A 22,064-nucleotide genomic window follows, 5' to 3' on the forward strand; every position below is an offset into this window, starting at 1 on the left:
GTATTACTTGTGTCTAAAAAGACGTTAAAATGAAAGTTAATTAACAACGAGTAAACATTCGTTTAGCATGACAATTACTACGTGAATTAAACATAAAAGGAAGAAAACGATTTGGCGAATCGTGAAATACACATTAAAAATCATAAGCTAATAAAGTCATATGATCTTAAAAGTGCCATTAAAGATTTAGTATTTTTGATGGTATTTAGTAGCTTTCTTGCTTTTTTGAGGCCATTTGGAATGGATGAAATAAGCCTAGCCTATTCTTGGCTATTCTGGTTAGTTGTGTGTTTTTGTGGTTTTGTTATTTATAGTCCAGTCATTTCCTATGGTGACGAAATTCTCCCTCGGTACCTTCATAAGAATATAAACAAATATTGGTTAAGAGTTAGCATTTCTACGTTTGTTGCGACTGTCGTAATGGCATTTGTCGTACCGTTTATCATCTTAATGTTTTTTGACACAACATCATCTTATTTAGCGTCAATACCACAACATTTTATTACCGGTTTATTCATTGGTGGTTTGATCACCTTTATTTTGACGGTGCATAATTTGTATCAAGATCAAAAAGCAGTCATTGGACAACAAACAGCTGAACTTGCAAATCAGCAAAAAAATGATAATGAACAACAATCCCCCTTAGTAAAAAAGTTTATCAATCAATTACCATTAAGTGTTAAAGGCGATCTAGTTTGCTTACAAATGGACGATCATTACTTGAACGTATACACAGAAAAGGGTAAGCATTTATTATTAATGCGCTTTAAAGACGCATTAACCATGCTCGAAGATTACCCAGGGTTACAAACACATCGCTCTTGGTGGGTCGCTGAAAAAGCCATAATAGGTACGCGAAAAGAAGGAAGAAAATTGATTTTACTGTTAAACAATGGTGTAGAAGTACCAGTCTCGAATACTTATTTACCCGCAGTCAGAGCGTTGATCTGATCACGCAACACTTGCTTTTATTTTTTACTATGATGTACTAAAAAGTAAATTTTACTGGGAAGGAATGATTATTATATTTTCGTTCATAAAAGCTGTCGTTCTCGCTACTTTGCTAAGTGCTACTAGTACCAGTGTGTGGGGATTTAGTGAACAAAAACCTATAGTGCCGCTTCCAAAACATATTTCTATTGCGGCACCTGAAATACGACCACTTGTGTATATTGGTGAGAACGGGGGTTTAGCGGGACAATTCGTTACGATGTTCGAGCAATTTAGTGTTAGAACAGGGATTAATATTGATATTACAGTTATGCCATGGGGTAGAGCATTACAACAAGTAAAATCAGGAAAAGTCGATGCGTTAATGCCTGCATTATTCACTGAGGAGCGTGCAAATTACCTTACTTTTCCTAAAGCTCCATTAGTGGTTTTCTCTGGTAGTGTTATATTACAGCATCGACAAGATACCCGTGAGATCGCCTCTTGGGACGACATTAAAGATGCCCAAATAGTTAAAGTAAGGTCAATGAATCACGGTGAAAACGTTGAGCAATTATTTACCGATCAAAAAAACAGCCTGATAGAAGTAGTGAGGATCACTGATGGTTTGAAGATGCTTCAATACCAGCGTGTTGATTTTGTCGTAATGGATGCTTTAATTGCCAGTTCATTAATTGAAGAATTAAACCTAGAAAATACCTTAAAAGTCATTCCTCATCCAGAAGAAGCACGATTAATCAATTCTTATTTGGCTTTTTCAACATCATTTGCTGATAAATATGATGTTGAAAAAATTATGGGGCTAATTAATCAATATAATGATCCAGATAAATATATAAAACAACTAGAAATTTATTCACATTAAGTGGCGTAGTCACAATTTCATCTGAAACCTTTCCCATTGGGTTTGAATAAATCTGACAGGCTGCTATGTGCCTAAGTACATTAATAAACGCCGAATGTAGAGCAGCTGTCAGGGCTTCTTGTTGTCAGAGACTGCTATTGTTTGACAAAGGGGAGTTCATGTAGCCTGAATAAAAGGCGGATTAGCTTAGCTATAATAGCGAATAACGAGCGCCAGCTAAGCGTAATACGTCACTTCTTATTCTCTTTTGTAACGCTTTCAAACAATAGCTCATATTTAGCTAAAGTTTACTTTCTTTTTCGTAGCTATCCATTGTTTGTTTAATTTTTTTCTTTTCCCACTTTTCACTAAAAGGTTGGAAGACTGTAATAGCATGGGCTCCGATGATCATAGCGAAGCAGATAGCGGTGCTGATAAGAGCACCAAGGTTTTCGCCTTGATTATAATTTGGTAAAAAGAAAAAGGTAAAAATCCCGAACAAAAACAAGGCTAAAATATAAAATTCCTTTTTTGACTTTACTTCAGCTTTGGCTATTTTTTCCCTATTTTCTAAGTCAATCAAGGTGTCTTTATTTATTTGAGTGCTATTGGGCTCACTATCGTTATTTTTTAACACATTTACATCAATTTCAAATACTGCAGCCAAAGATTTCAATGTTTCAAGCCCAACACTTTCACCTTTTTCAACACGTTGAATTGTACGAATATTTAAACCACTCAGTTGAGCGAGTTGTTGCTGAGACCAATTGTGCTTTTGCCTTAGGGACTTCACAAACATAAACTTTATCCTAAACCACCTTCATTATGCCCAAACTATAACCTAATCTTAGTCGTTGAGAAACGACAAACACATGACAGTCGTACGACTGTAGTAGTACTAGCAATATAAAGCGCTGTTAACCAGCTAAATAAAGTCAGCTAGAATATGGCACGCAGTGGCAAAGGCAAGCTTTATTTGTCTTACTTTGTTAACTTGATACTAGAGCGTGTTGAACTTTGCTGTTTGATTTTTGTTCAAGGTAAACGCCTTCTGATCGTGGCACTTGGATTCTTGCATAGTCATTCTATGGTTAATTCAAGTAACAAAGAGCAGGAGGCGTTTAGTTGAACCCTTCGGTCAGCACCTATTTGGCATTTCTACTATGTTATCGCTTGATTTGAGTAGAATAACTACACGACACAAGCTCTGCCTTGTATAAATACCAAACAAATTACTGCAAAAACAAACTTGAAAGATCAACACGCTCTAATTGAGACTTTTCCCCGAAGGCTAGCGTTTGGCTAAACTTAAAGGCGATTAAACATAAAAGAGAAAGCTCTATGAAATATACTACTTCTTCATTTTGTTGTGGCATCGATCTACAGGCACAATTTTATATGTTTATATCATTGATGAACGTGGAAAGAAGGTACTACATCAAAAGAAAAAGCTGAACCTCATCAATTACATAAACTACTCAAACATTACATCGGGCAAGTAATCGTGGGCGTTGAGTGCATGTATTATTGCAAAGAGTAACCACGTTTACATCTTAAGTAAATGTGTGAATCAAGGGGGTCACTAGACATTAAGTGCCCTTATAAGATTTAAAGGACACTTAATGTCTGTGTTTAGCTTGTTTGACTTGCTAAATATTCATCATAACTACCGGCAAAATCAATAACGCCTTCGTCTTTTATTTCAATGATACGAGTTGCCAGACTAGAAACAAACTCTCGGTCATGCGATACAAAGATCAATGAACCTTCAAATTGTTCTAAGGCCATATTTAATGATTCGATCGATTCCATATCTAAATGGTTGGTAGGTTCATCCATTACCAAAATGTTCGGGTTTTGCATCATTAATTTGCCAAAAAGCATTCTACCTTGCTCACCACCCGATAATACTTTTACTGATTTTTTTATATCATCAGCTGAAAATAACATGCGGCCTAACGCTCCACGAATTGATTGTTCGTCGTCACCTTCTTTGCGCCATTGGCTCATCCAATCAAATAAATTCATGTCTGCTTCAAATTCATGTGCGTGATCTTGCGCATAATAGCCAATATTATGATTTTCTGACCACTTTACTTCACCGCTATCAGGCTGAATTTCATTCATCAGTGTACGTAAAAAGGTGGTTTTACCGACGCCATTTTCACCAATTACAGCAATTCGTTCGCCGACTTCTGCCATTAAATTGATATTTTGTAATACATGGTTATCGTCGAAGCTCACATTCAGTTGCTCAACTTCTAACACATTACGGAATAACTTTTTCTCTTGTTCAAAACGAATGAATGGATTAACGCGACTTGACGCTTTTACTTCATCAAGTTGAATTTTATCAATTTGTTTAGCACGAGACGTTGCCTGTTTAGCTTTAGATGCGTTGGCAGAAAAACGCGCAACAAAGGCTTTTAAGTCTGATATTTGTGCTTGTTTTTTTGCATTATCAGAAAGTAAACGAGCGCGAGCTTGTGTAGCTGCCAGCATATATTCGTCATAATTGCCAGGATAAACGCGAAGTTCGCCGTAATCTAGATCAGCCATATGTGTGCAAACTGAGTTTAAAAAGTGGCGGTCATGCGAAATAATAATCATGGTTGAATCACGTTCGTTCAGGGTGTCTTCTAACCATTGTATTGTGTGAATATCCAAGTTGTTGGTTGGTTCATCAAGCAATAAAATATCAGGGTCTGAGAACAGCGCTTGTGCGAGAAGTACCCGTAATTTCCAACCAGGGGCTACTTCACTCATTTTGCCGTAATGTTGTTCAACAGGTATGCCAACACCGAGTAGTAATTCACCGGCACGGCTTTCTGCACTGTAACCATCCATTTCGGCATACAAAGATTCAAGGTCGCCCACACGCATACCATCTTCTTCACTCATTTCTGGTAATGCGTAAATACGGTCTCGTTCTTCTTTTACTTGCCATAATTCGGTGTGTCCGAAAATAACGGTATCAACAACGGAGTATTCTTCAAAACCAAATTGATCTTGTCGTAATTTACCAATACGGTCATTTTGATCAAGGCTAACATTACCGCTGGTAGGTTCTAAATCACTGCCAAGTATTTTCATAAAGGTAGATTTACCACAGCCGTTGGCACCGATCAGACCATAGCGGTTACCGTTGCCAAATTTTTGTGAGATGTTTTCAAATAATGGTTTTGCAGCGAACTGCTGCGTGATGTTATTGGCGACTAAAATAACAGACTCCTAACGAGCGTAAATGAAGTAAAGAAATTGCGCGCGATTATACAGCAACTAACTAGTAGGTTAAATTATAAATACTGATAATTTAGCCGTTATATAGTTAATGTTAAGTAATAACACGGATGAGTTTAGTGTTGTGTTTAGACAGGGAATTGATGTGAAAACAACAGCTAAAATAACTAAGCTTTAGCTGTTGTTTACCATTATGGTTACAGAGGAGGGAACCGCTTACCTGTTTTTGGATGAGTTATTACTCGAAAACTGGTTATTGCTGAAACGAGTCAAGCCTTGTTTACCTTTGCCCGCTTTCGTGCGTTTATTAATACCTTCACCTTTTTTATAGCCATGAGCATTATTTTTGCCTTTACCCGCTTTCTTATAATGCTGATAATTGCCTTCTTGTCTACCTTCTGGCGGCACTAAGCAGCCTGACTTTGTGCCAATCAACTTGCGAGCTAAGCCCATTTTTGTAAGTGCTTCACGGATAATCGGCCAGTTATTTGGATCATGGTAACGTAAAATTGCTTTGTGCAAACGGCGTTGACGACCACCTTTAGGCACAACTACAGAGTCACTGCTTTTTTTGACGTTTCTTAACGAATCTATTTCTGTATGGTACAACGTTGTTGCGTTTGCTAGTGGAGATGGATAAAAGTTTTGTACTTGATCTAATTTAAAATCATTTTCTTTGAGCCAAAGTGCTAAGTTCACCATGTCCATATCTGTGGTGCCAGGGTGGGCTGAGATAAAATAGGGGATAAGATATTGTTTTTTGCCAGCGGCTTTTGAATACTTATCAAACAATGTCTTGAATGCATGATAGCTCCCCATGCCAGGCTTCATCATTTTATTTAATGGGCCATCTTCAGTATGTTCTGGGGCAATTTTTAGATAACCACCAACGTGGTGCTCAGCAAGCTCTTTAACATAGTCAGGGTCTTCAACGGCTAGATCGTAACGAACACCAGAGGCTATCAATACCTTTTTAATACCTTTGATTTTACGCGCTTTACGGTAAAGATTGATCGTCGGGGTATGATCGGTATCTAAATGCCCACAAATGGTTGGCCAAACACAGCTAGGTTTTCGGCAGGTAGCTTCTGCTTTAGGGCTTTTACAGCGTAGCTTATACATATTAGCCGTCGGTCCACCAAGGTCACTGATGACACCGGTAAAGCCAGGTACTTTTTCTTTTATATCTTCAATTTCATCCAGAATAGATTGCTCAGAACGCGATTGAATAATACGCCCCTCGTGTTCAGTGATACTGCAGAACGTACAGCCACCAAAACAACCACGCATAATGTTAACGGAAGTTTTGATCATGTCGTAGGCTGGAATTTTAGCATCACCATAATTTGGGTGTGGTACACGCTGATAGGGTAAACCGAAAACACCGTCCATCTCTTCTTCACTCAACGGATATGCAGGCGGATTAAGCCAAATAATACGATCGCCATGACGCTGTACTAATGGTTTAGCAGAACCAGGATTGACTTCTTGATGGAAAATACGTGAGGCATGCGCATAAAGCATTTTATTATCTTTAACTTGCTCAAAAGTGGGCAAATTGATGTAAGTGGTAAGCCACGGTTTAGTTTTGTTTTTCCAGCTCTTGTTTTTATGTTTATCGCTTTTAAATTCAACTATATTAACAACTTGCGTGTTTGACTTTTCGTCCACAGTTTTTTCTTGTTCAGTGGCACAGCTAGTTTCATTAATTTCTTGATAGGGGCTTGCGATAGGATCAATCTTACCTGGTTTATCTATTGCTCTTGAATCTATACCATGCCATCCGGGTAATGCTTGCTTAGCTAAAAATGCTGTTCCCCTGATGTCTGTTAGCGTTTCAACAGGCTCACCTTTAGCTATTCTGTGACTTAATTCAACTAGCGGGCGCTCGGCATTGCCATACACCAGTAAATCTGCTTTGGCATCAAATAATATTGAACGACGTACTTTTTCTGACCAATAATCGTAATGCGCGATACGGCGCAAACTTGCTTCTATGCCGCCAATAATCACAGGTACATCTTTGAATGCTTCTTTACACCGCTGTGAGTAAACTAAAACTGCTCTATCGGGGCGTTTACCACCCTCATTATTTGGCGTGTAAGCGTCATCATGGCGTAAGCGTTTTTCTGCGGTATAACGATTGATCATTGAGTCCATATTGCCGGCGGTAACACCGAAATATAGGTTTGGCTTGCCAAGTGCCATAAAAGCGTCTTTTGATTGCCATTCCGGTTGCGCAATAATTCCAACGCGAAAGCCTTGAGCTTCTAACATTCTGCCAATAACAGCCATACCAAAACTTGGATGATCAACATAAGCATCACCGGTAATTAAAATAATATCGCAACTGTCCCAACCAAGCTCATCCATTTCTTTCCGAGTAGTGGGTAAAAATGTTGATGTGCCATAACACTCAGCCCAATACTTTGGGTAATCAAACAAGGTTGTTTTAGGTAATGGGATCATGTGTTGCCTATTTAATACTAAAGTGCCTATGTTCGATAAGACGCAAGCCAATTTATCTAACATAGGATTTTGGCGCGCGATTATAACATTTTTAATTATTATTGTTAGCCAAAGTTAGCTACTGTTGTTTTTTCGAGGCTTAGCTTAGGTAATTTAAATGCTTTTGTTAAATTAAGTGAGCGTAATGTTACAACATGAAGAAAACATTCAGCGCTAAAAATAAACAGGTTAACCTGTTCTGGTTGCCAAGCGTTTGCTTTTTACGTCACACTAGGGAAAATCATTGAATAATTATTTTAACAAAACTTAAGTATTTACTATGAAAAATAACATCTTACTTTTAAGTGCAGTTAGTGTTGTTTTGTTCGGTTGTGTAGCCACGACCAATGAACAAACGGCAGAATCTGTGTTGAATGAACCAAACGTTGTCGAACAACCATCGATGACAGAACAACAAGCCAGTTTTGCGAAAGAAAAGCCTACTTCAGCACCTATCGAAAATTTAACACCGACAAAAAACGTCACAAAAAAAACGCTAGCGTCAGGTGAAATTGAATTAACGTTAGAAAAAATTATGTCAGATCCTGATTGGATGGGTAGAAGTCCCGAAGGTTGGTACTGGGGAGATGATAGCAATACCGTTTACTATCAACAAAAACGTGAAGGTAACCCCATTCGAGACTTGTTCCGTAAATCGTTACAGCAATCGGGCAACGGAGCAAAAGTTAATTTAACAGAATACCATCAAGTAAAAGATAGATTTGCAGTAAAAGACCAGCTGGGTAAACGTGAAGCTTATATCTTTGAAGGCAATGTATTTGTTAAAACATTGGCTACGGGTAAAGTAACTCAACTTACTTATACATCTGCGGTAGAGCGCTCTCCAATGTTTCTTACAAATGGAAATGTTGCTTACCGAGTAAATAATAAATTCTTCGAACATGACCTTGCTAGCCAAACTATTAGAGAACTTGCTAGCTTAGTGGTAAAAGATAAATCTAAAGAAGAACAACCGTCGTCATATCTAGCCAAAGAACAGCGTAAGCTAATTGGTTATGTCGCCTTACAACAACGTAATAAAGCATTGCGAGATGAGCAAAAAGAGCAATTAAAAGCTAAAAACGCTACCTTAACGAAGACAGAGTTTTTTTTAGGTAAAGGCAAACGCATCGTTCATGCGAGTTTATCGCCAACAGGTGAAAAGCTTATTGTTAGCGTAGCGGAAAGCAAACCTTCTCGTGCTTCAACGGATATCATGCCGAATTACATTACGGATAATGGCGACATAGAAGCGAAAAAAGTACGTTCACGCGTAGCGAATAATCGTAAATACCAAGAAGACGTTTTTCTGCTTGATTTAAAAACCGGGCAACAATTCCCTCTAAGTTTTGAAACACTTCCTGGGTATAACGAAGATGTGCTTGCTAGCGTAAAACAAGAAAATCATCAGCGTTTAGGCAAAACGTATCAAAGTGAAAAGTCTCCGCGTAATATTCATGTGATGCGCGCAAGTAACCCAATCAAATGGCATGAAAACGGTCAACAAGTTGCAGTGCTACTTGAAGCTTGGGACAATAAAGATCGTTGGCTAACTACTGTAGACTTATTAGAAAATACATTAGTGTCGCAGCATCGGCTTCATGATGAGGCATGGGTAAACTGGTCGTTTAATGAATTTGGTTGGTTAGAAGATAAACTTTACTATCTTTCTGAAGAAAGTGGCTTCTCTCATCTTTATGTTAAACGTTTAAAAGGGAAAGCTAAAAAATTAACGCAAGGTCGATTTGAAGTAAGCAATGTAAGCTTAACTAACGATAAACGCCATTTTATTTTTAAAGCCAATAAAAAACATCCTGGTATTTATGAAATTTACCAAGTCGCTGTTGATTCAGGCAAATTAACCGCCTTAACTGATCTTGGTGGTATGAACGACTATGCATTAAGCCCAGATGGTAAAAAATTATTAATCCAACATTCTGAGGTTACCATGCCTCCTGAATTGTACGTTAAAACGATTGATTCAAGCAGTAAAGCAGAGCGAATTACTAACACGGTATCAAAACAGTTCTTATCAATGCCGTGGGTAGCGCCAAGCGTTGTTGCTGTGCCGTCGTCATATCAAAGTGAACCTGTATATTCACGCGTATATTTACCGAAAAATTTTGATAAAACTGCACAGAAAAATAAAGCGGTTATGTTCTCTCATGGTGCAGGTTATTTACAAAATGCGCATTTAGGTTGGTCAGGCTATTTTCGTGAATTTATGTTCCATAGCATGTTAGTACAACAAGGTTACGTTGTGATCGATATGGATTACCGTGCATCTAAAGGTTATGGTCGAGATTGGCGAACTGCAATTTATCGTCATATGGGTAAACCAGAAGTAGAAGATATGCGTGATGGCGTTGAATGGTTAATTGAAAATGCCAACGTTGATCGTAGAAGAATTGGTACGTATGGCGGCTCTTATGGTGGTTTTCTTACCTTAATGGCGATGTTTAAAGAGCCTGATTTATTTGAATCTGGTTCAGCATTAAGATTAGTGTCTGATTGGGCGTATTATAATCACGGTTATACGGCTAATATTTTAAACACGCCAGAAGATGACGCAATTGCGTATGAACGTAGCTCGCCCATTTATTTTGCTGAGGGGTTAGAAAAGCCCCTGTTAATTAATGCGCCTATGGTAGACGATAACGTGTTTTTTGAAGATACAGTGCGTTTAGTACAGCGTTTAATTGAATTAGAAAAGCAAGACTTTGAAACGGCGATTTATCCGGTAGAGCCCCATGGCTTTGTACAACCGAGTTCATGGTTAGATGAGTATCGCAGAATCTATAAGTTGTTTGAAAATAGGCTTTAACTTTAACAAATAAAGTGTATTTTTAGTTAACATTTGAGCCCAGCCTAAACAGCTGGGCTTTTTTATGCCTAATGTTTTTTGAATAATGAACCAAAACTGTTAGTTCTAATTCAACGTTAGGGTTGAGTGATGTAACAGAGTTATTATTAAAGATAAACAAGGTGTTAAGTATAAAAATGTTGACAATATCAAGTGGGGGGGTACTCTGTAATAATTATATTTACATGGAATAATAAAAAAGGATTTTAATGATGAAAGTGAAAATATTAGCGGTAATTGTTTTGGGTTTTGGGTTTTGGGTTTTGGGTGCTCAATCTCTAATGATGTTGAGGCTGCTCCACTGGTCACATGTAAAAGTATCTATGTTCATGGGCCTGATTATGTTTCATCAGAGCCCCTTTGCAGGATAAACCTCGAAAGTAGAAATACTATTATCAGTTCTTATGTGTATTTTAATACGCCCGGTTTAACGGCATTAGAAAAAGAAGAAAATGTCATTGATCAAGTACTGTTACATAATATGCTTGATGGTGAGCTTGTAGCAGATATTACACTCGCACTAATTTCAGTAAAATCTCAATTATTGTTAGCTTTAGGTGATCTCCAAAGTAACTATGGCATTACCACAGCTGGTAAAGCTGCGATTAGTAATGAGATATACAAGCTTAATGCTTTTATTACAAAATTAAATGTATATACAACTATGCTTAATGGTGGTGGGCAAATAGCACATCACATATACAATGATGAAATGGCGTTGGCTCTTTCAGAGTCTACTGGGTTACTCATTGCTTTAGGTATTACTATAACCGCGGGCCCTTCAATTACAGGTGCGCTTATTACTCTACCTGTATTGGTTACCCTTGAGTGGGGCACAGATTATATTGCGAACGAGCTTGCATCAATGTATAACACGGCCATGTATGAAGGCCATTATAGAGATAATGAAACTTGGGAGTGGCATAGCTGCAGGTTTGAAAAATACAGCATTAGATGTGAAGCATTTATACCACCGATCATTATCGATATGAAAAATAACGGACTTGAACTGTTAGCTCTAAAAAACAGTCAGGTATTTATTGATATTGATACCGACCAAATAGCAGAGAGGGTTGCGTGGTTTGACAAAAGTGAAGCAGTTTTACTATATGACGTGAATGGCTCTGGCACTTTTGATAATATTAAGGAAATCTCACTTTCGTGGCTTACATCTAAAAGTGGGGCTTCTGACTTAGAAGGTTTGATGATGCTAGATTCTAACAAAGATAATCAAATCTCTTATCAAGATGAAGAGTATAATCAACTGTATTTATGGAAAGACAACGGCGATGGTATTTCAACACACGATGAAATGATTAGTCTAGCGTCTATAGATGCACACCTTGGCTTAACGCCAAAAAATATAAGCAAAATGGTTGAAGGAAATTTTATTGCGGCATCGTTTAGTTTATTTATTAGCGATCAAAAGTACACTGCGTATGATGTATTTCTAAGAACAAAGTTTGAAGAAAAATATTAACTTTATTCGATTGACTTAATCGGATTAAATAAAGGAATTAAGTAAAGGAATGTAAAATGGCGATAACCTTTAAACGAACAATAATATTTGACCAAGTTCCCCACCACATGTTTTATGTGTGTGTGTTAATGGCGGTAACTCTTTTAATTTTTTATAATTTTGGACCGCGTAAACCAGAATACTACGGTAGAATAATTATGATCTTTTTAAGCTTTATCGGTACATTTATATACTCATTTATTTATTTAGTGCAGGTGAGAAAAACACCCAAAACGATTGTTGTAAATTATGATAAATCTGTATTTATTGACGGGAAGCATAGGCCTGAAGCTTTTTATATATTTTTGAAGTTAAAAGAAGATATTACAGACGTTCGAGTTGAAAATAATAAACGTCAGAAGTTTTATCCTTATGGTAAGTTTAAACTGATTAACCCAGAAGAAGACCTTGAAACAGAAGGGCTTTTTGAAAATTTAGGGGAATGCCTCACAGGTCACCTTATATATAGGTATATCTTGAAACGTTAAAAGTAATATGAGTTTTATATGGAAAAAGAATTGGTTACATTAATAAGAAAAAATTTATTAGAACAAGTACCTTACAAAATTTACTATGCATCTATCATAGCAGGCTTTATGGTACTTCTTTTTAATTTTTTACCTAATAAGGCTGAATATTTTCAGTTCTTTATTGTAATGATATGTGTCTTTTTAGGAATGTTCATTTTATCAAGTATGTGTTTAATCAAAGCAAATACATTACCGAGCATTATAACTGTTTCTGAGAATCGTACTGTGTTAATCGACGGTTTGGATAATAATAAAATAAATACTATGTTTTTGGATATACAAGAAAATGGAGTAAAAGTAACAATTGACTATGAGGACAATAAGGTAACAACATCTGGAATATATCTCTTAGTTGATCCGCAATCAACTCTGGAAAATTTAAAGTTTTTTGAATGTATATCAGAAACACAATATCGACTAAAAATATAATAGAACGACACGATGGTATTTGATAACACATGCAAATAATTAAACATGTATAGCCTATCAATGTTAGCCCAGCCTGAACAGCTGGGCTTTTTTATGCTAGTAATAAAGCTGTCATTCAATACGTGTTAACAGTTAATCAGCAAAGTTATCGCGGTAATGATCCACCCATAGGGCAGTTGCACCACAAATGGCTACTGGCATAATAACTAAGTTAACAAAAGGTATCATCGAACATACCGCTGTGGTAACACCAAAGCTATAACTTAACCCTTTACGCTCTGCTAATGCATGCTTCATCGCTTCAAAGGGTACTTTATGATTATCAAAAGCATAATCTTTGTATTGAATCGCCATCATCCATGCAACAAATAAAAACCACATGATTTGCCCAATGATAGGAATAAAGCTCAAGATAAAAAAGCCAACAGCACGTGGTAAATAATAACGGAATTTACACCATTCCCTTGAAAATGTACGTGGTATATCTTTAACAATATCAAACACTGAACCAGGTGGGGGCATTTTATTGGTAAGCTTTGCTTCGAGCTTTTCCGCTAACAGCCCATTAAACGGCGCTGCAAGCCAATTAGCAACAGAACTAAAAATAAAAGAAAAGAACACTAAAAGAAACAGTAAAGTAAGTGGTTGTACTATCCAGGTTAGCCATTGTAAAAACTCAGGAAGCCAAGACTCGAATGCTAGCATCCATTCATCAAGTTTTGTAAATAAATAACTGAACGCAACGGCGAATAAACACAAGTTGACTGATAACGGTATAAATACAAATCGTTTAACGCCTTTCATTCTGATTAAAGAAAAACCAAGTAATAAATAGCCGGCGCCGCTATAAGCTAAGGGAGAAGAGTGGTTTTGCTGCATTATTAACCTTTACTTTTCTGAAATAAAAATAGTATACCTAGCAAAGTTGGAACAGAGAAGGAAACACAGGTGCTAAAGGCGATATTTTCTGGTAGAGTCAGTTTATAAAAGCAATATATCATGCGGGCTACAAGCGTAAATGCGGTTAAAATATATCAAATTGGCGGGGTTTAAATCTTTTGTTGATCCAACAAAAGTGCCATTTGAACAACAAATGACCGCAATTGTTGGTCCGAACGGCTGCGGTAAGTCGAATATTATTGATGCTGTTCGCTGGGTGTTAGGCGAAAGTTCCGCAAAGCACTTACGTGGCGATGCTATGACCGATGTGATTTTTAATGGTGCTGCAAGTAGAAAGCCTATAGGCCAAGCCAGTGTTGAACTCATGTTTGACAACATGGCTGATCGCTTTCAAGGCTCGATGGCTGATCGCAACCAAGTGTCTATTCGTCGTGTTGTCAATCGTGATTCGCAAAATACCTATTACTTAAATGGTGCTAAGTGTCGTAGGAAAGATATCACTGATATTTTTCTGGGAACAGGCTTAGGACCAAGAAGTTATGCGATTATTGAACAGGGGACCATTTCTCGTCTTATTGAATCTAAACCGCAAGAATTAAGAGTGTTTATTGAAGAAGCGGCGGGTATTTCGAAATACAAAGAAAGACGCAGAGAAACTGAAAACCGCATTCGACACACCCGCGAAAACTTAGATCGCTTAACCGACATTCGATTGGAACTGACGCAACAAATTGAAAAGCTGCATATTCAAGCCGAAGGAGCAAAACGTTTTAAAACGTTTAAAGCTGAAGAGCGACAATTAAAAGCTGAATTAGCTGTGTTACGTTGGCAGAGCTTTGAACATCGTTCGAAGTTAAAGCAACAAGAAATACAAAAGGTTAACGATAGAATAGCTGAGTTAAAACAAACACAACAAGCTGATGCTCTCCTGTTAACTAACGCAAAACAGCAAATTCAAACAGCGAATAGTCAAATTCAACACTGCCAACAAGATAAAATTGTGTTGACTAATGATATTGCGAGAGCTGAGCAACAAATCACGCATGAAAAGGCTCAACAAAAACAGCGTAGAGAAAACGTTGATGTGTTGAAAGCTCAGATGGAAAAAGCACAGAAAATGCTGTTGCATGAGCAGCAGTATTACGTGGAGACGCAACAAAAGTTTGAAAAATATACAAAACATATTAACAGCATTGAGGCACAAATTGTTGAATGTGAGCAACAACACCACGACAAAACAACACAACTCCAACAATATCAATTAGAGCTACAACAACGTAATCTGGCTTATCGTGACAGCGTGCAAGTTAAAAATCATTTTGAAAAACAACAATCAGTGTTTGTATCTGAACTTGAACAACAACAACGACAGTTAAATAAAGTCAATGAACAACATGAAACGTTAGCGCTTGAAAAATCGGCTTTAATGAAGGAGTCGTTGTTTGATGAACAACAGATCCGGCAGGTTATTACTGAAAAAGAACAACAACTACGCGAGCTTAACGCTGATCTCAAAGCCACGTTATTAACACAGCAACAACATGCTGAAACCATTTCCAAGCTTCGTGGTGATTGCCGGAGTCAGCAACAACGAGTAGACGAAATAACCAAAAAGCTGAGTCAACAAGAAAATTGGCAACAAGCACAATTGTCCACGTTTTCCCCTTCACTAAAAAGTGAAATGTGTAGAGTTCAAGACTTATTGCAAGTTAAACCTGGTTGGGAATTGGCTGTAGAAATGGTGCTTGAACAAATGCTACAAGCACATGTTTTCGATTTGCCATGGCATGAAGCGGAAATGGAAAAACTAAACACATTAGACGCTTGCTTTCTTTACTTATCAAGTGAAGATAACCAAGTAGAAGAAATTTCCACTCATCAAATTCAAGCGACACTGGCAAGCAAAGTGTCGAGTGAAGTTTTGCCACGAAGCCTATTTTATAACGTCTTGATTGCTACTGATGAAACAGCTTGTTTTGCTAAGCGAGAAAAGTTGAAGCAACAGCAATCTGTTATTTGCCCTCAAGGGGTTTGGTTAGGAAATAGCTTTATTCGAAAAGGTCAATTAACGCGTTCAGATAACGTCTTACTTTTAACCAATGAAAAGCAACAACTTGAACAATCTTACCAACAATCAATACAGCAACTAAAAGACTCTGAAACGCTTCTTCAGGGAATTTATGCACAAATTGACAACGTAGAAAAAACGCAAGAAGAAGTATCGAAACAATTAATTAGTCATCAACAGCAGTTATTAGAAGCAACACAATTTAATGCAACTTGGCAACAAAAATATAAGCATATTGAAAAGCAACAAGCACATATACAACGCGAGCAACAGTCAATAACACAAACGATTAACAAGCAGAAAGTTGACCTTATAACATGGGAAAAAGAGCAGCATGTTGACCATAATGTCGCGAACAATGAACTCGTTGCAACAATGGCGTTACTTGAAACAAAAATTGAACAACACAACGCTGCGTTAACTGATATAAATCAGCAACACCAATTGCTAAAAGAAAACATTCACCAACAACAAATATTGCTTGAGAGAAGTAAACACGAGAGCCAACTCGCACAGCAAAATATTTCTCGGTATCAAACAACGATTGATAATGCATCTGCGCAGCAAAAAGCAATGAATAACGATGAAAGCTTACCTGAAGAAAAGTTAATTGAATTAAATGAAAACTTACAGCGATGGTTATCTTCATCGAGCGCGTTAGATAACGAAATTGAACAACAGCATAAAGTGATTGCAACACAACAAGTTATTTTTCAACAAATGGAACAAAATGCGTCAAAAACCGTCGAACAAATCGAACAGCACAAACACGCGTTATCTCAATTACAATTAAGTGCTGAAAGTTTTTCAATAAAAGCAGAAAATGCACTTGAACAGCTTGATGAAATTGGTAAAAATGCCACAGATATTGCACAGTCTTTATCAGATAGTGCAAATGAATCTCTATGGCAGGCTAAGTTAATAAAGGTTCAAAATGACATTCAACGACTTGGAGCGATTAATTTAGCAGCAATTGACGAGTATGAAAGTCAATTAACGCGAAAAAACTACCTAGATCAACAAGATCAGGATTTAAATCAGGCTATTTCAACGTTAGAATCAGCAATAGAAAAAATAGATAAAGAAAGTCGTCTGAAATTTAAAACAACCTTTGATAAGGTCAACCACGACTTACAAACGTTATTTCCAAAGGTATTTGGTGGTGGCGATGCATATTTAGCATTAACCGGCGATGATTTATTGGAGACTGGCGTAACAATTATGGCTAGACCTCCAGGTAAAAAGAATAGTACGATTCACTTATTATCGGGTGGTGAAAAAGCGTTAACCGCTTTATCATTAGTGTTCGCGATTTTTAGACTTAATCCTGCACCGTTTTGTATGCTGGATGAAGTAGATGCACCACTTGATGATGCAAATGTAGAAAGGTTTTGTAATTTAGTGCGTGAAATGTCGAATAGCGTACAATTTATTTATATTAGTCACAATAAAATTGCCATGGAAATGGCTTCTCACTTAACAGGAGTAACCATGTTTGAACCGGGCGTATCTCGTATGGTATCTGTTGATGTTGAAGAAGCAATTGCTATGGCCGAAGTATCATAAACAGGCTAAAAGATGGAAGATAATTTTAGAAACGTATTAATTATTATCAGTGCTATTGTCATAGCAGCCATATTTGTACATGGCTTTTGGACGATTAGAAAAAATAAAAACCCATATAAACTTAAAGCAAAGCCTGAGTCAGTGACTCCAACTGAACACAGTTTTGATAGTCAAGGGTTTGATCAAGATGGTATTGGCAAAGTACGTGTGGTAAATGAAAGTACGTTAAGCGAAGATGAAGTACCTACAGCACCGGCGCCAGCACCAGATTATGATGAAGAGCCAATACCAAAAGATGTTGATAAACCGAATGCGAACTCACCATCATTAGAACCTTCTTTAGGGGACTTGTCTGATATTACTGAACAACCTCCATTAACAAGTCCGCCACCACAAGCACATGCGAGTGAAACGCAACCAGAAGTGGAAGAAGAGATCATCACCGCAACAGAGCCCGTTTATCAAGAGCCTGTAAGTAGACGTAAACCAAAACGTAGTAGCGAAAAGGCCCCTAAAGGCAAAGTAAAACGTGATCAAATGGAAATCAATTTTGGTGATGAATTTGAAGAAAAAGCTTCGTCAGCAAAAAGCGAGAAAGCACGACATCGAGAACAAAAACCAGACATCGATCCAGAAGTGATTGTTGTGTCAGTGGTTATGCCAGAAGATAATCATATATCAGGTGCCGCGTTGTTACCTACGTTACTTACGCTAGGATTACGTTTTGGCGAAATGGATATTTTCCATCGCCATGAAGATAATGCAGGCAACGGAAAAGTCACCTTTAGCCTAGCAAATATGATGAACCCTGGAACGTTTGACCTTGATAATATGGAAAGTTTCACTACCCAAGGGATCACATTATTTATGACCTTACCAAATGCCGGTGATCCATTTGAAGTATTTGAACACTTAATGAATGCTGCAAAACATTTAGCAGTGGAATTTAATGCTCAATTACTAGACGATAAGCGCAGTGTCATGACCAAGCAAACTGAACAGCATTACATGAGCAAAATTCGAGAGTTTGAACGCAAACATCGAATCGCTTCCGCATAGTTTTATACATACCTAATCAACATATTAAGCCTCAATTGAGGCTTATTTTTTTAACCGAAGATATTATGACAGAACAACAAGCATCAGAAAAAGTAGCAGAACTTCATCGTTTACTTAACCAATATAACCATGAATATTACGTGATGGACGGGCCAAGTGTTCCTGATGCAGAATATGATCGGCTGATGCGTGAGTTAATAGAACTTGAAGCGCAATACCCTCGTTTAAAGCAAAGTGATTCGCCAAGTCAACGTGTTGGCGGTGAGCCGTTAAAAGCCTTTACGCAAGTTACACATCAAATACCGATGTTGTCATTAGATAATGTTTTTTCGGCTGAAGAGTGGCAGGCGTTTGTTAAACGGATTCAAGACCGATTGAATACGCATGAGGCAATATCATTTTGTGCTGAACCTAAATTGGATGGCCTTGCGGTAAGTTTACGTTATGAAAATGGATTATTAGTACAAGCGGCAACTCGAGGAGATGGAGCCGTAGGCGAGAATATCACCGAAAACATAAAAACGATTAAATCGATCCCCTTGAAGCTTCATGGAGCTATTTTTCCTAAGGTATTAGAGGTTCGTGGTGAAGTGTTTATGCCAAAGGCGAGCTTTGAGAAGCTCAATGAAACAGCGGTGAAGAAAGGTGAGAAAACGTTTGCTAATCCTCGTAATGCAGCAGCCGGAAGTTTACGCCAACTTGACTCTAAAATTGCAGCTAAACGAAATCTAGCTTTTTATGCGTATGGACTAGGGTTCGTTTCTGAAGATATCATCGGTCAAAATAACGAGGACTGGCTTGCCACAAGCCACTATCAGCGCTTACAACAAGTTAAACAGCTTGGTTTACCTGTTTGTCCAGAAGTTCGATTACTTGAAGATACATCGCAGGTTGATCATTTTTATCAGCACATTCTTAATCAGCGTTCTGTGCTTGATTATGAAATAGATGGCACTGTATTTAAGGTGGATGATATCGGTCATCAACAAACACTGGGTTTTGTGGCGCGTGCACCTCGTTGGGCCACCGCGTATAAATTTCCTGCCCAAGAAGAATTAACCACACTGGAAGAAGTAGAATTTCAGGTGGGAAGAACTGGCGCTATCACCCCTGTTGCTCGGTTAAAGCCTGTGTTTGTTGGTGGGGTAACCGTTAGCAACGCCACATTACATAATCAAGATGAAATAGACCGGCTTGGCATTAAAGTAAAAGACACGGTCATCATTAGACGCGCAGGTGATGTGATCCCTCAGATTGTCAGTGTAGTATTAGATAAACGCCCTGATAATGCCAAAGACGTTGAATTTCCAACAATTTGTCCTGTGTGTCAGTCAGATGTACTAAGACTAGAAGGAGAGGCCGTATTACGCTGTACTGGTGGCTTGATTTGCGGTGCACAACGAAAAGAAGCAATCAAGCATTTTTCTTCGCGCAAAGCACTAGATATAGATGGTTTAGGCGATAAGTTAGTTGAGCAGCTTGTTGATGAAAAATTAATTCAAACGCCTGCTGACTTGTTTAGTTTATCTGAGCTTGATATCAGTACCATGGAACGTATGGGGAAAAAATCTGCTCAGAATCTTGTACAAGCGATAGAAAAAGCAAAACATACAACGTTAGCAAAATTTGTTTATGCGCTTGGAATACGTGAAGTAGGTGAAACAACGGCGGCAAATTTGGCACAGCATTTTTTAACGTTTGAAGCGATTAAAACTGCTGATGAAGAAGCATTACAAGCTGTTCCAGATGTTGGTAAGGTTGTGGCTAAAAATATTGTTCAATTTTTTGCACAATCACACAATGTCGACGTTGTTGAAGCGCTAGAGCAGATCATGACATGGCCAGATATTGTTGCTAAAACAGAAGAGCAACAACCGTTAACTGATCTTACCTATGTGATCACGGGTACGTTAAATAAAATGGGTCGTAATGATGCCAAAGCATATTTACAGTCGTTAGGGGCGAAAGTTGCGGGCAGTGTTTCTGCTAAAACAGATTACTTAGTTGCTGGAGTAAAAGCAGGTTCAAAGCTAACAAAAGCCCAATCGTTGGGAGTAAAGGTTTTAACCGAAGACGATCTACTCGCATTACTTGCAGAGCATAAGGTAGTGTTATGATCGAATTACTTACATCATTAGGGCAATGGTTTCGTCCTTATCAATATCAAGCCGCGTTAGCCATAATAGCGACGATACTCGTGTTGTTTGGCAATGATATTAATGGCGCATTAAAACATATGATAAGAAAGCAACACTTTGTTGTGCGTACATTAGTCTTTATTGTGGTATGTGCATTTGGCTATGGTTTGTTAACGGTTTGGCTTACTGCGTTACTTGCTGAACAGCTCAGTAGCATACCTACTGTTTATATTGTCCCAACAGTGGTCATAATTTTTGCTGTTTTAGGCATTTATGCCCAAAAGCAACGTCATATCTAAACGGTAAAAAAGGCATACAGAAACAGTAAACTTGGTGCTGGTAAAATAAAACCAAAAATGGCAGCTTCACACCACTCTATTTTTTGATAAAACTGTCGCCATTTTTTATCTTGTACTTTTGATGATGGTAACACTTGAAAGAAAAAGATAAATGCAGACAGCACTAGCGCTTGAAGGGCGGAAAACAATATAAATAGCGCTAGCCAAATCAATGATTCAGGTGTTAAGTTAGTAATTTGTCGTTGTAATACAAAATATAAAACAAAAGCAAAAACACTCCAGCCTAACAACTTCCAACGGAAGGTTGATAACGTAATTGCAATGCTATTAAATACTTCAGGACTAAACCAATACTTCATTATTGCCTTACTTACTCGTAGAATAAAGATCACACTCAACGTTAAGTATAAAGAAAGAAATGGCATTACACAGTAAAAAACTTATATTCATTGCCTTTTGGGCATCTTCAATAACACAAGTTGCTTTTGCATTTTCTACCGAATACAAGCAGCTTTCAATACAACCTCAACAACAAGTCGAAGTAAGGCCTGGTCATGCTAAAGCGCTAAAATCGTTAGATGATGAAAAGTATAAAGATGATCTCACAAAAGTGATTATTTCTACGGTCAGTGAAATGTCTGACAGCAACGGGCTAACCTACATTGGTGCTAAAGTAGAGCGTACAGAAGTTGAAAAGTTTTTGGCACAATTAAAAACAATACTCGGTGATGAGTTTAAACAATACCGTATGAATCAAGCGAACCGAGACGGTAATGCTTTTCATGTGACATTGGTTGCGCCACAAGAATATCAATTAATGAAAAAAGAGGAAGTCACTCTTGGCCGAACCGTGCGTATCACACTAGAAGGCTTAGGTAGAGTGAGTCAAGGCAATAACACCAGTTATTTTGTCGTTGCTTCTTCTAACGATGGTGACTTTATGCGACAAACCTTGCGTTTGGCTGCAAAAGATTTTCATGTAACGCTAGGTTTTGATAAAAAAGATGTTCACGGTGTCAGCAAAGGTCAAAATACACTGATAAAGCAATAGTCATCCTTGTCTCTTTATAGACAGTTAAACTAGCTTATTTATAATTAAATTATGTTAAATGGTTTAGATCATGCCGATGTTTGCTTATTATGAAGCTAT

General features: G+C 37.7%; 16 protein-coding genes. 11 read left to right on the top strand and 5 right to left on the bottom strand.

Features of this window, described 5'->3' with window-relative positions; translation table 11 throughout:
* The first annotated feature begins 240 nt into the window (after positions 1–240).
* Positions 241–951, top strand: coding sequence for a LytTR family DNA-binding domain-containing protein (locus BI291_RS01515; RefSeq protein ID WP_175573060.1), 711 nt, complete (start codon positions 241–243; stop codon positions 949–951).
* Positions 952–1,015: 64 nt separating this feature from the next.
* Positions 1,016–1,816 (top strand): ABC transporter substrate-binding protein, encoded by an 801-nt coding sequence (locus BI291_RS01520; RefSeq protein WP_074495772.1) that lies wholly within the window; start codon positions 1,016–1,018, stop codon positions 1,814–1,816.
* 280 nt (positions 1,817–2,096) lie between these two features.
* On the opposite strand, the gene BI291_RS01525 is transcribed toward BI291_RS01520, so the two are convergent.
* The 3 genes from BI291_RS01525 to BI291_RS01535 all read right to left on the bottom strand — a co-directional run bounded on the left by BI291_RS01525 (position 2,097) and on the right by BI291_RS01535 (position 7,504).
* Positions 2,097–2,594, bottom strand: coding sequence for a helix-turn-helix domain-containing protein (locus tag BI291_RS01525; protein ID WP_074495773.1), 498 nt, complete (start codon positions 2,592–2,594; stop codon positions 2,097–2,099).
* Positions 2,595–3,427: 833 nt separating this feature from the next.
* Positions 3,428–5,017, bottom strand: a complete 1,590-nt coding sequence (locus BI291_RS01530; RefSeq protein WP_074495774.1) for an ABC-F family ATPase — start codon at positions 5,015–5,017, stop codon at positions 3,428–3,430.
* 234 nt (positions 5,018–5,251) lie between these two features.
* On the bottom strand, positions 5,252–7,504 hold the full coding sequence (locus BI291_RS01535) for a YgiQ family radical SAM protein (RefSeq protein ID WP_074495775.1): 2,253 nt from the start codon (positions 7,502–7,504) through the stop codon (positions 5,252–5,254).
* A 319-nt stretch (positions 7,505–7,823) separates the two neighbouring features.
* On the opposite strand from BI291_RS01535, the gene BI291_RS01540 reads away from it, so the two are divergent.
* The 4 genes from BI291_RS01540 (at position 7,824) to BI291_RS01555 (ending at position 12,884) form a co-directional block, all read left to right on the top strand.
* Complete coding sequence (locus tag BI291_RS01540; protein ID WP_074495776.1) at positions 7,824–10,367, top strand: prolyl oligopeptidase family serine peptidase; 2,544 nt, start codon at positions 7,824–7,826, stop codon at positions 10,365–10,367.
* A 445-nt stretch (positions 10,368–10,812) separates the two neighbouring features.
* Positions 10,813–11,886, top strand: coding sequence for a hypothetical protein (locus BI291_RS01545; protein WP_074495778.1), 1,074 nt, complete (start codon positions 10,813–10,815; stop codon positions 11,884–11,886).
* Positions 11,887–11,942: 56 nt separating this feature from the next.
* The gene (locus BI291_RS01550; RefSeq protein WP_074495782.1) at positions 11,943–12,413 is read left to right on the top strand and encodes a hypothetical protein; all 471 of its coding nucleotides are present in this window, start codon (positions 11,943–11,945) and stop codon (positions 12,411–12,413) included.
* Positions 12,414–12,431: 18 nt separating this feature from the next.
* Positions 12,432–12,884 (top strand): hypothetical protein, encoded by a 453-nt coding sequence (locus BI291_RS01555; RefSeq protein ID WP_074495784.1) that lies wholly within the window; start codon positions 12,432–12,434, stop codon positions 12,882–12,884.
* A gap of 132 nt (positions 12,885–13,016) precedes the next feature.
* Here the strand turns inward: BI291_RS01555 and cysZ are convergent, their stop codons facing one another.
* Complete coding sequence (gene cysZ / locus BI291_RS01560) at positions 13,017–13,763, bottom strand: sulfate transporter CysZ (protein WP_074495786.1); 747 nt, start codon at positions 13,761–13,763, stop codon at positions 13,017–13,019.
* A gap of 139 nt (positions 13,764–13,902) precedes the next feature.
* Here cysZ and smc point away from each other — a divergent pair, with 139 nt between their 5' ends.
* From smc to BI291_RS01580, 4 genes are all read left to right on the top strand, one after another.
* Positions 13,903–17,418, top strand: coding sequence for a chromosome segregation protein SMC (gene smc / locus BI291_RS01565; protein ID WP_074495790.1), 3,516 nt, complete (start codon positions 13,903–13,905; stop codon positions 17,416–17,418).
* Positions 17,419–17,430: 12 nt separating this feature from the next.
* On the top strand, positions 17,431–18,477 hold the full coding sequence (gene zipA / locus BI291_RS01570) for a cell division protein ZipA (RefSeq protein ID WP_074495791.1): 1,047 nt from the start codon (positions 17,431–17,433) through the stop codon (positions 18,475–18,477).
* Between the two features lie 65 nt (positions 18,478–18,542).
* Entirely contained in the window at positions 18,543–20,594 is a 2,052-nt protein-coding gene (ligA, locus tag BI291_RS01575; protein ID WP_074495792.1) for an NAD-dependent DNA ligase LigA, read from the top strand.
* Entirely contained in the window at positions 20,591–20,914 is a 324-nt protein-coding gene (locus BI291_RS01580; RefSeq protein ID WP_074495793.1) for a DUF3392 domain-containing protein, read from the top strand. Before ligA ends, BI291_RS01580 begins: the two co-directional genes overlap by 4 nt.
* On the opposite strand, the gene BI291_RS01585 is transcribed toward BI291_RS01580, so the two are convergent.
* Positions 20,911–21,273, bottom strand: coding sequence for a hypothetical protein (locus BI291_RS01585; RefSeq protein ID WP_074495794.1), 363 nt, complete (start codon positions 21,271–21,273; stop codon positions 20,911–20,913). The genes BI291_RS01580 and BI291_RS01585 overlap by 4 nt on opposite strands.
* Before the next feature lie 59 nt (positions 21,274–21,332).
* Between BI291_RS01585 and BI291_RS01590 the strand changes: the two genes are divergently transcribed.
* A complete protein-coding gene (locus tag BI291_RS01590) occupies positions 21,333–21,965 on the top strand; it encodes a hypothetical protein (RefSeq protein WP_074495796.1) in 633 nt (210 codons plus the stop codon).
* Positions 21,966–22,064: the final 99 nt, after the last annotated feature.

Origin of the sequence: Thalassotalea sp. PP2-459 (assembly GCF_001913705.1) — a bacterium.
Lineage (GTDB): Bacteria > Pseudomonadota > Gammaproteobacteria > Enterobacterales > Alteromonadaceae > Thalassotalea_C > Thalassotalea_C hakodatensis.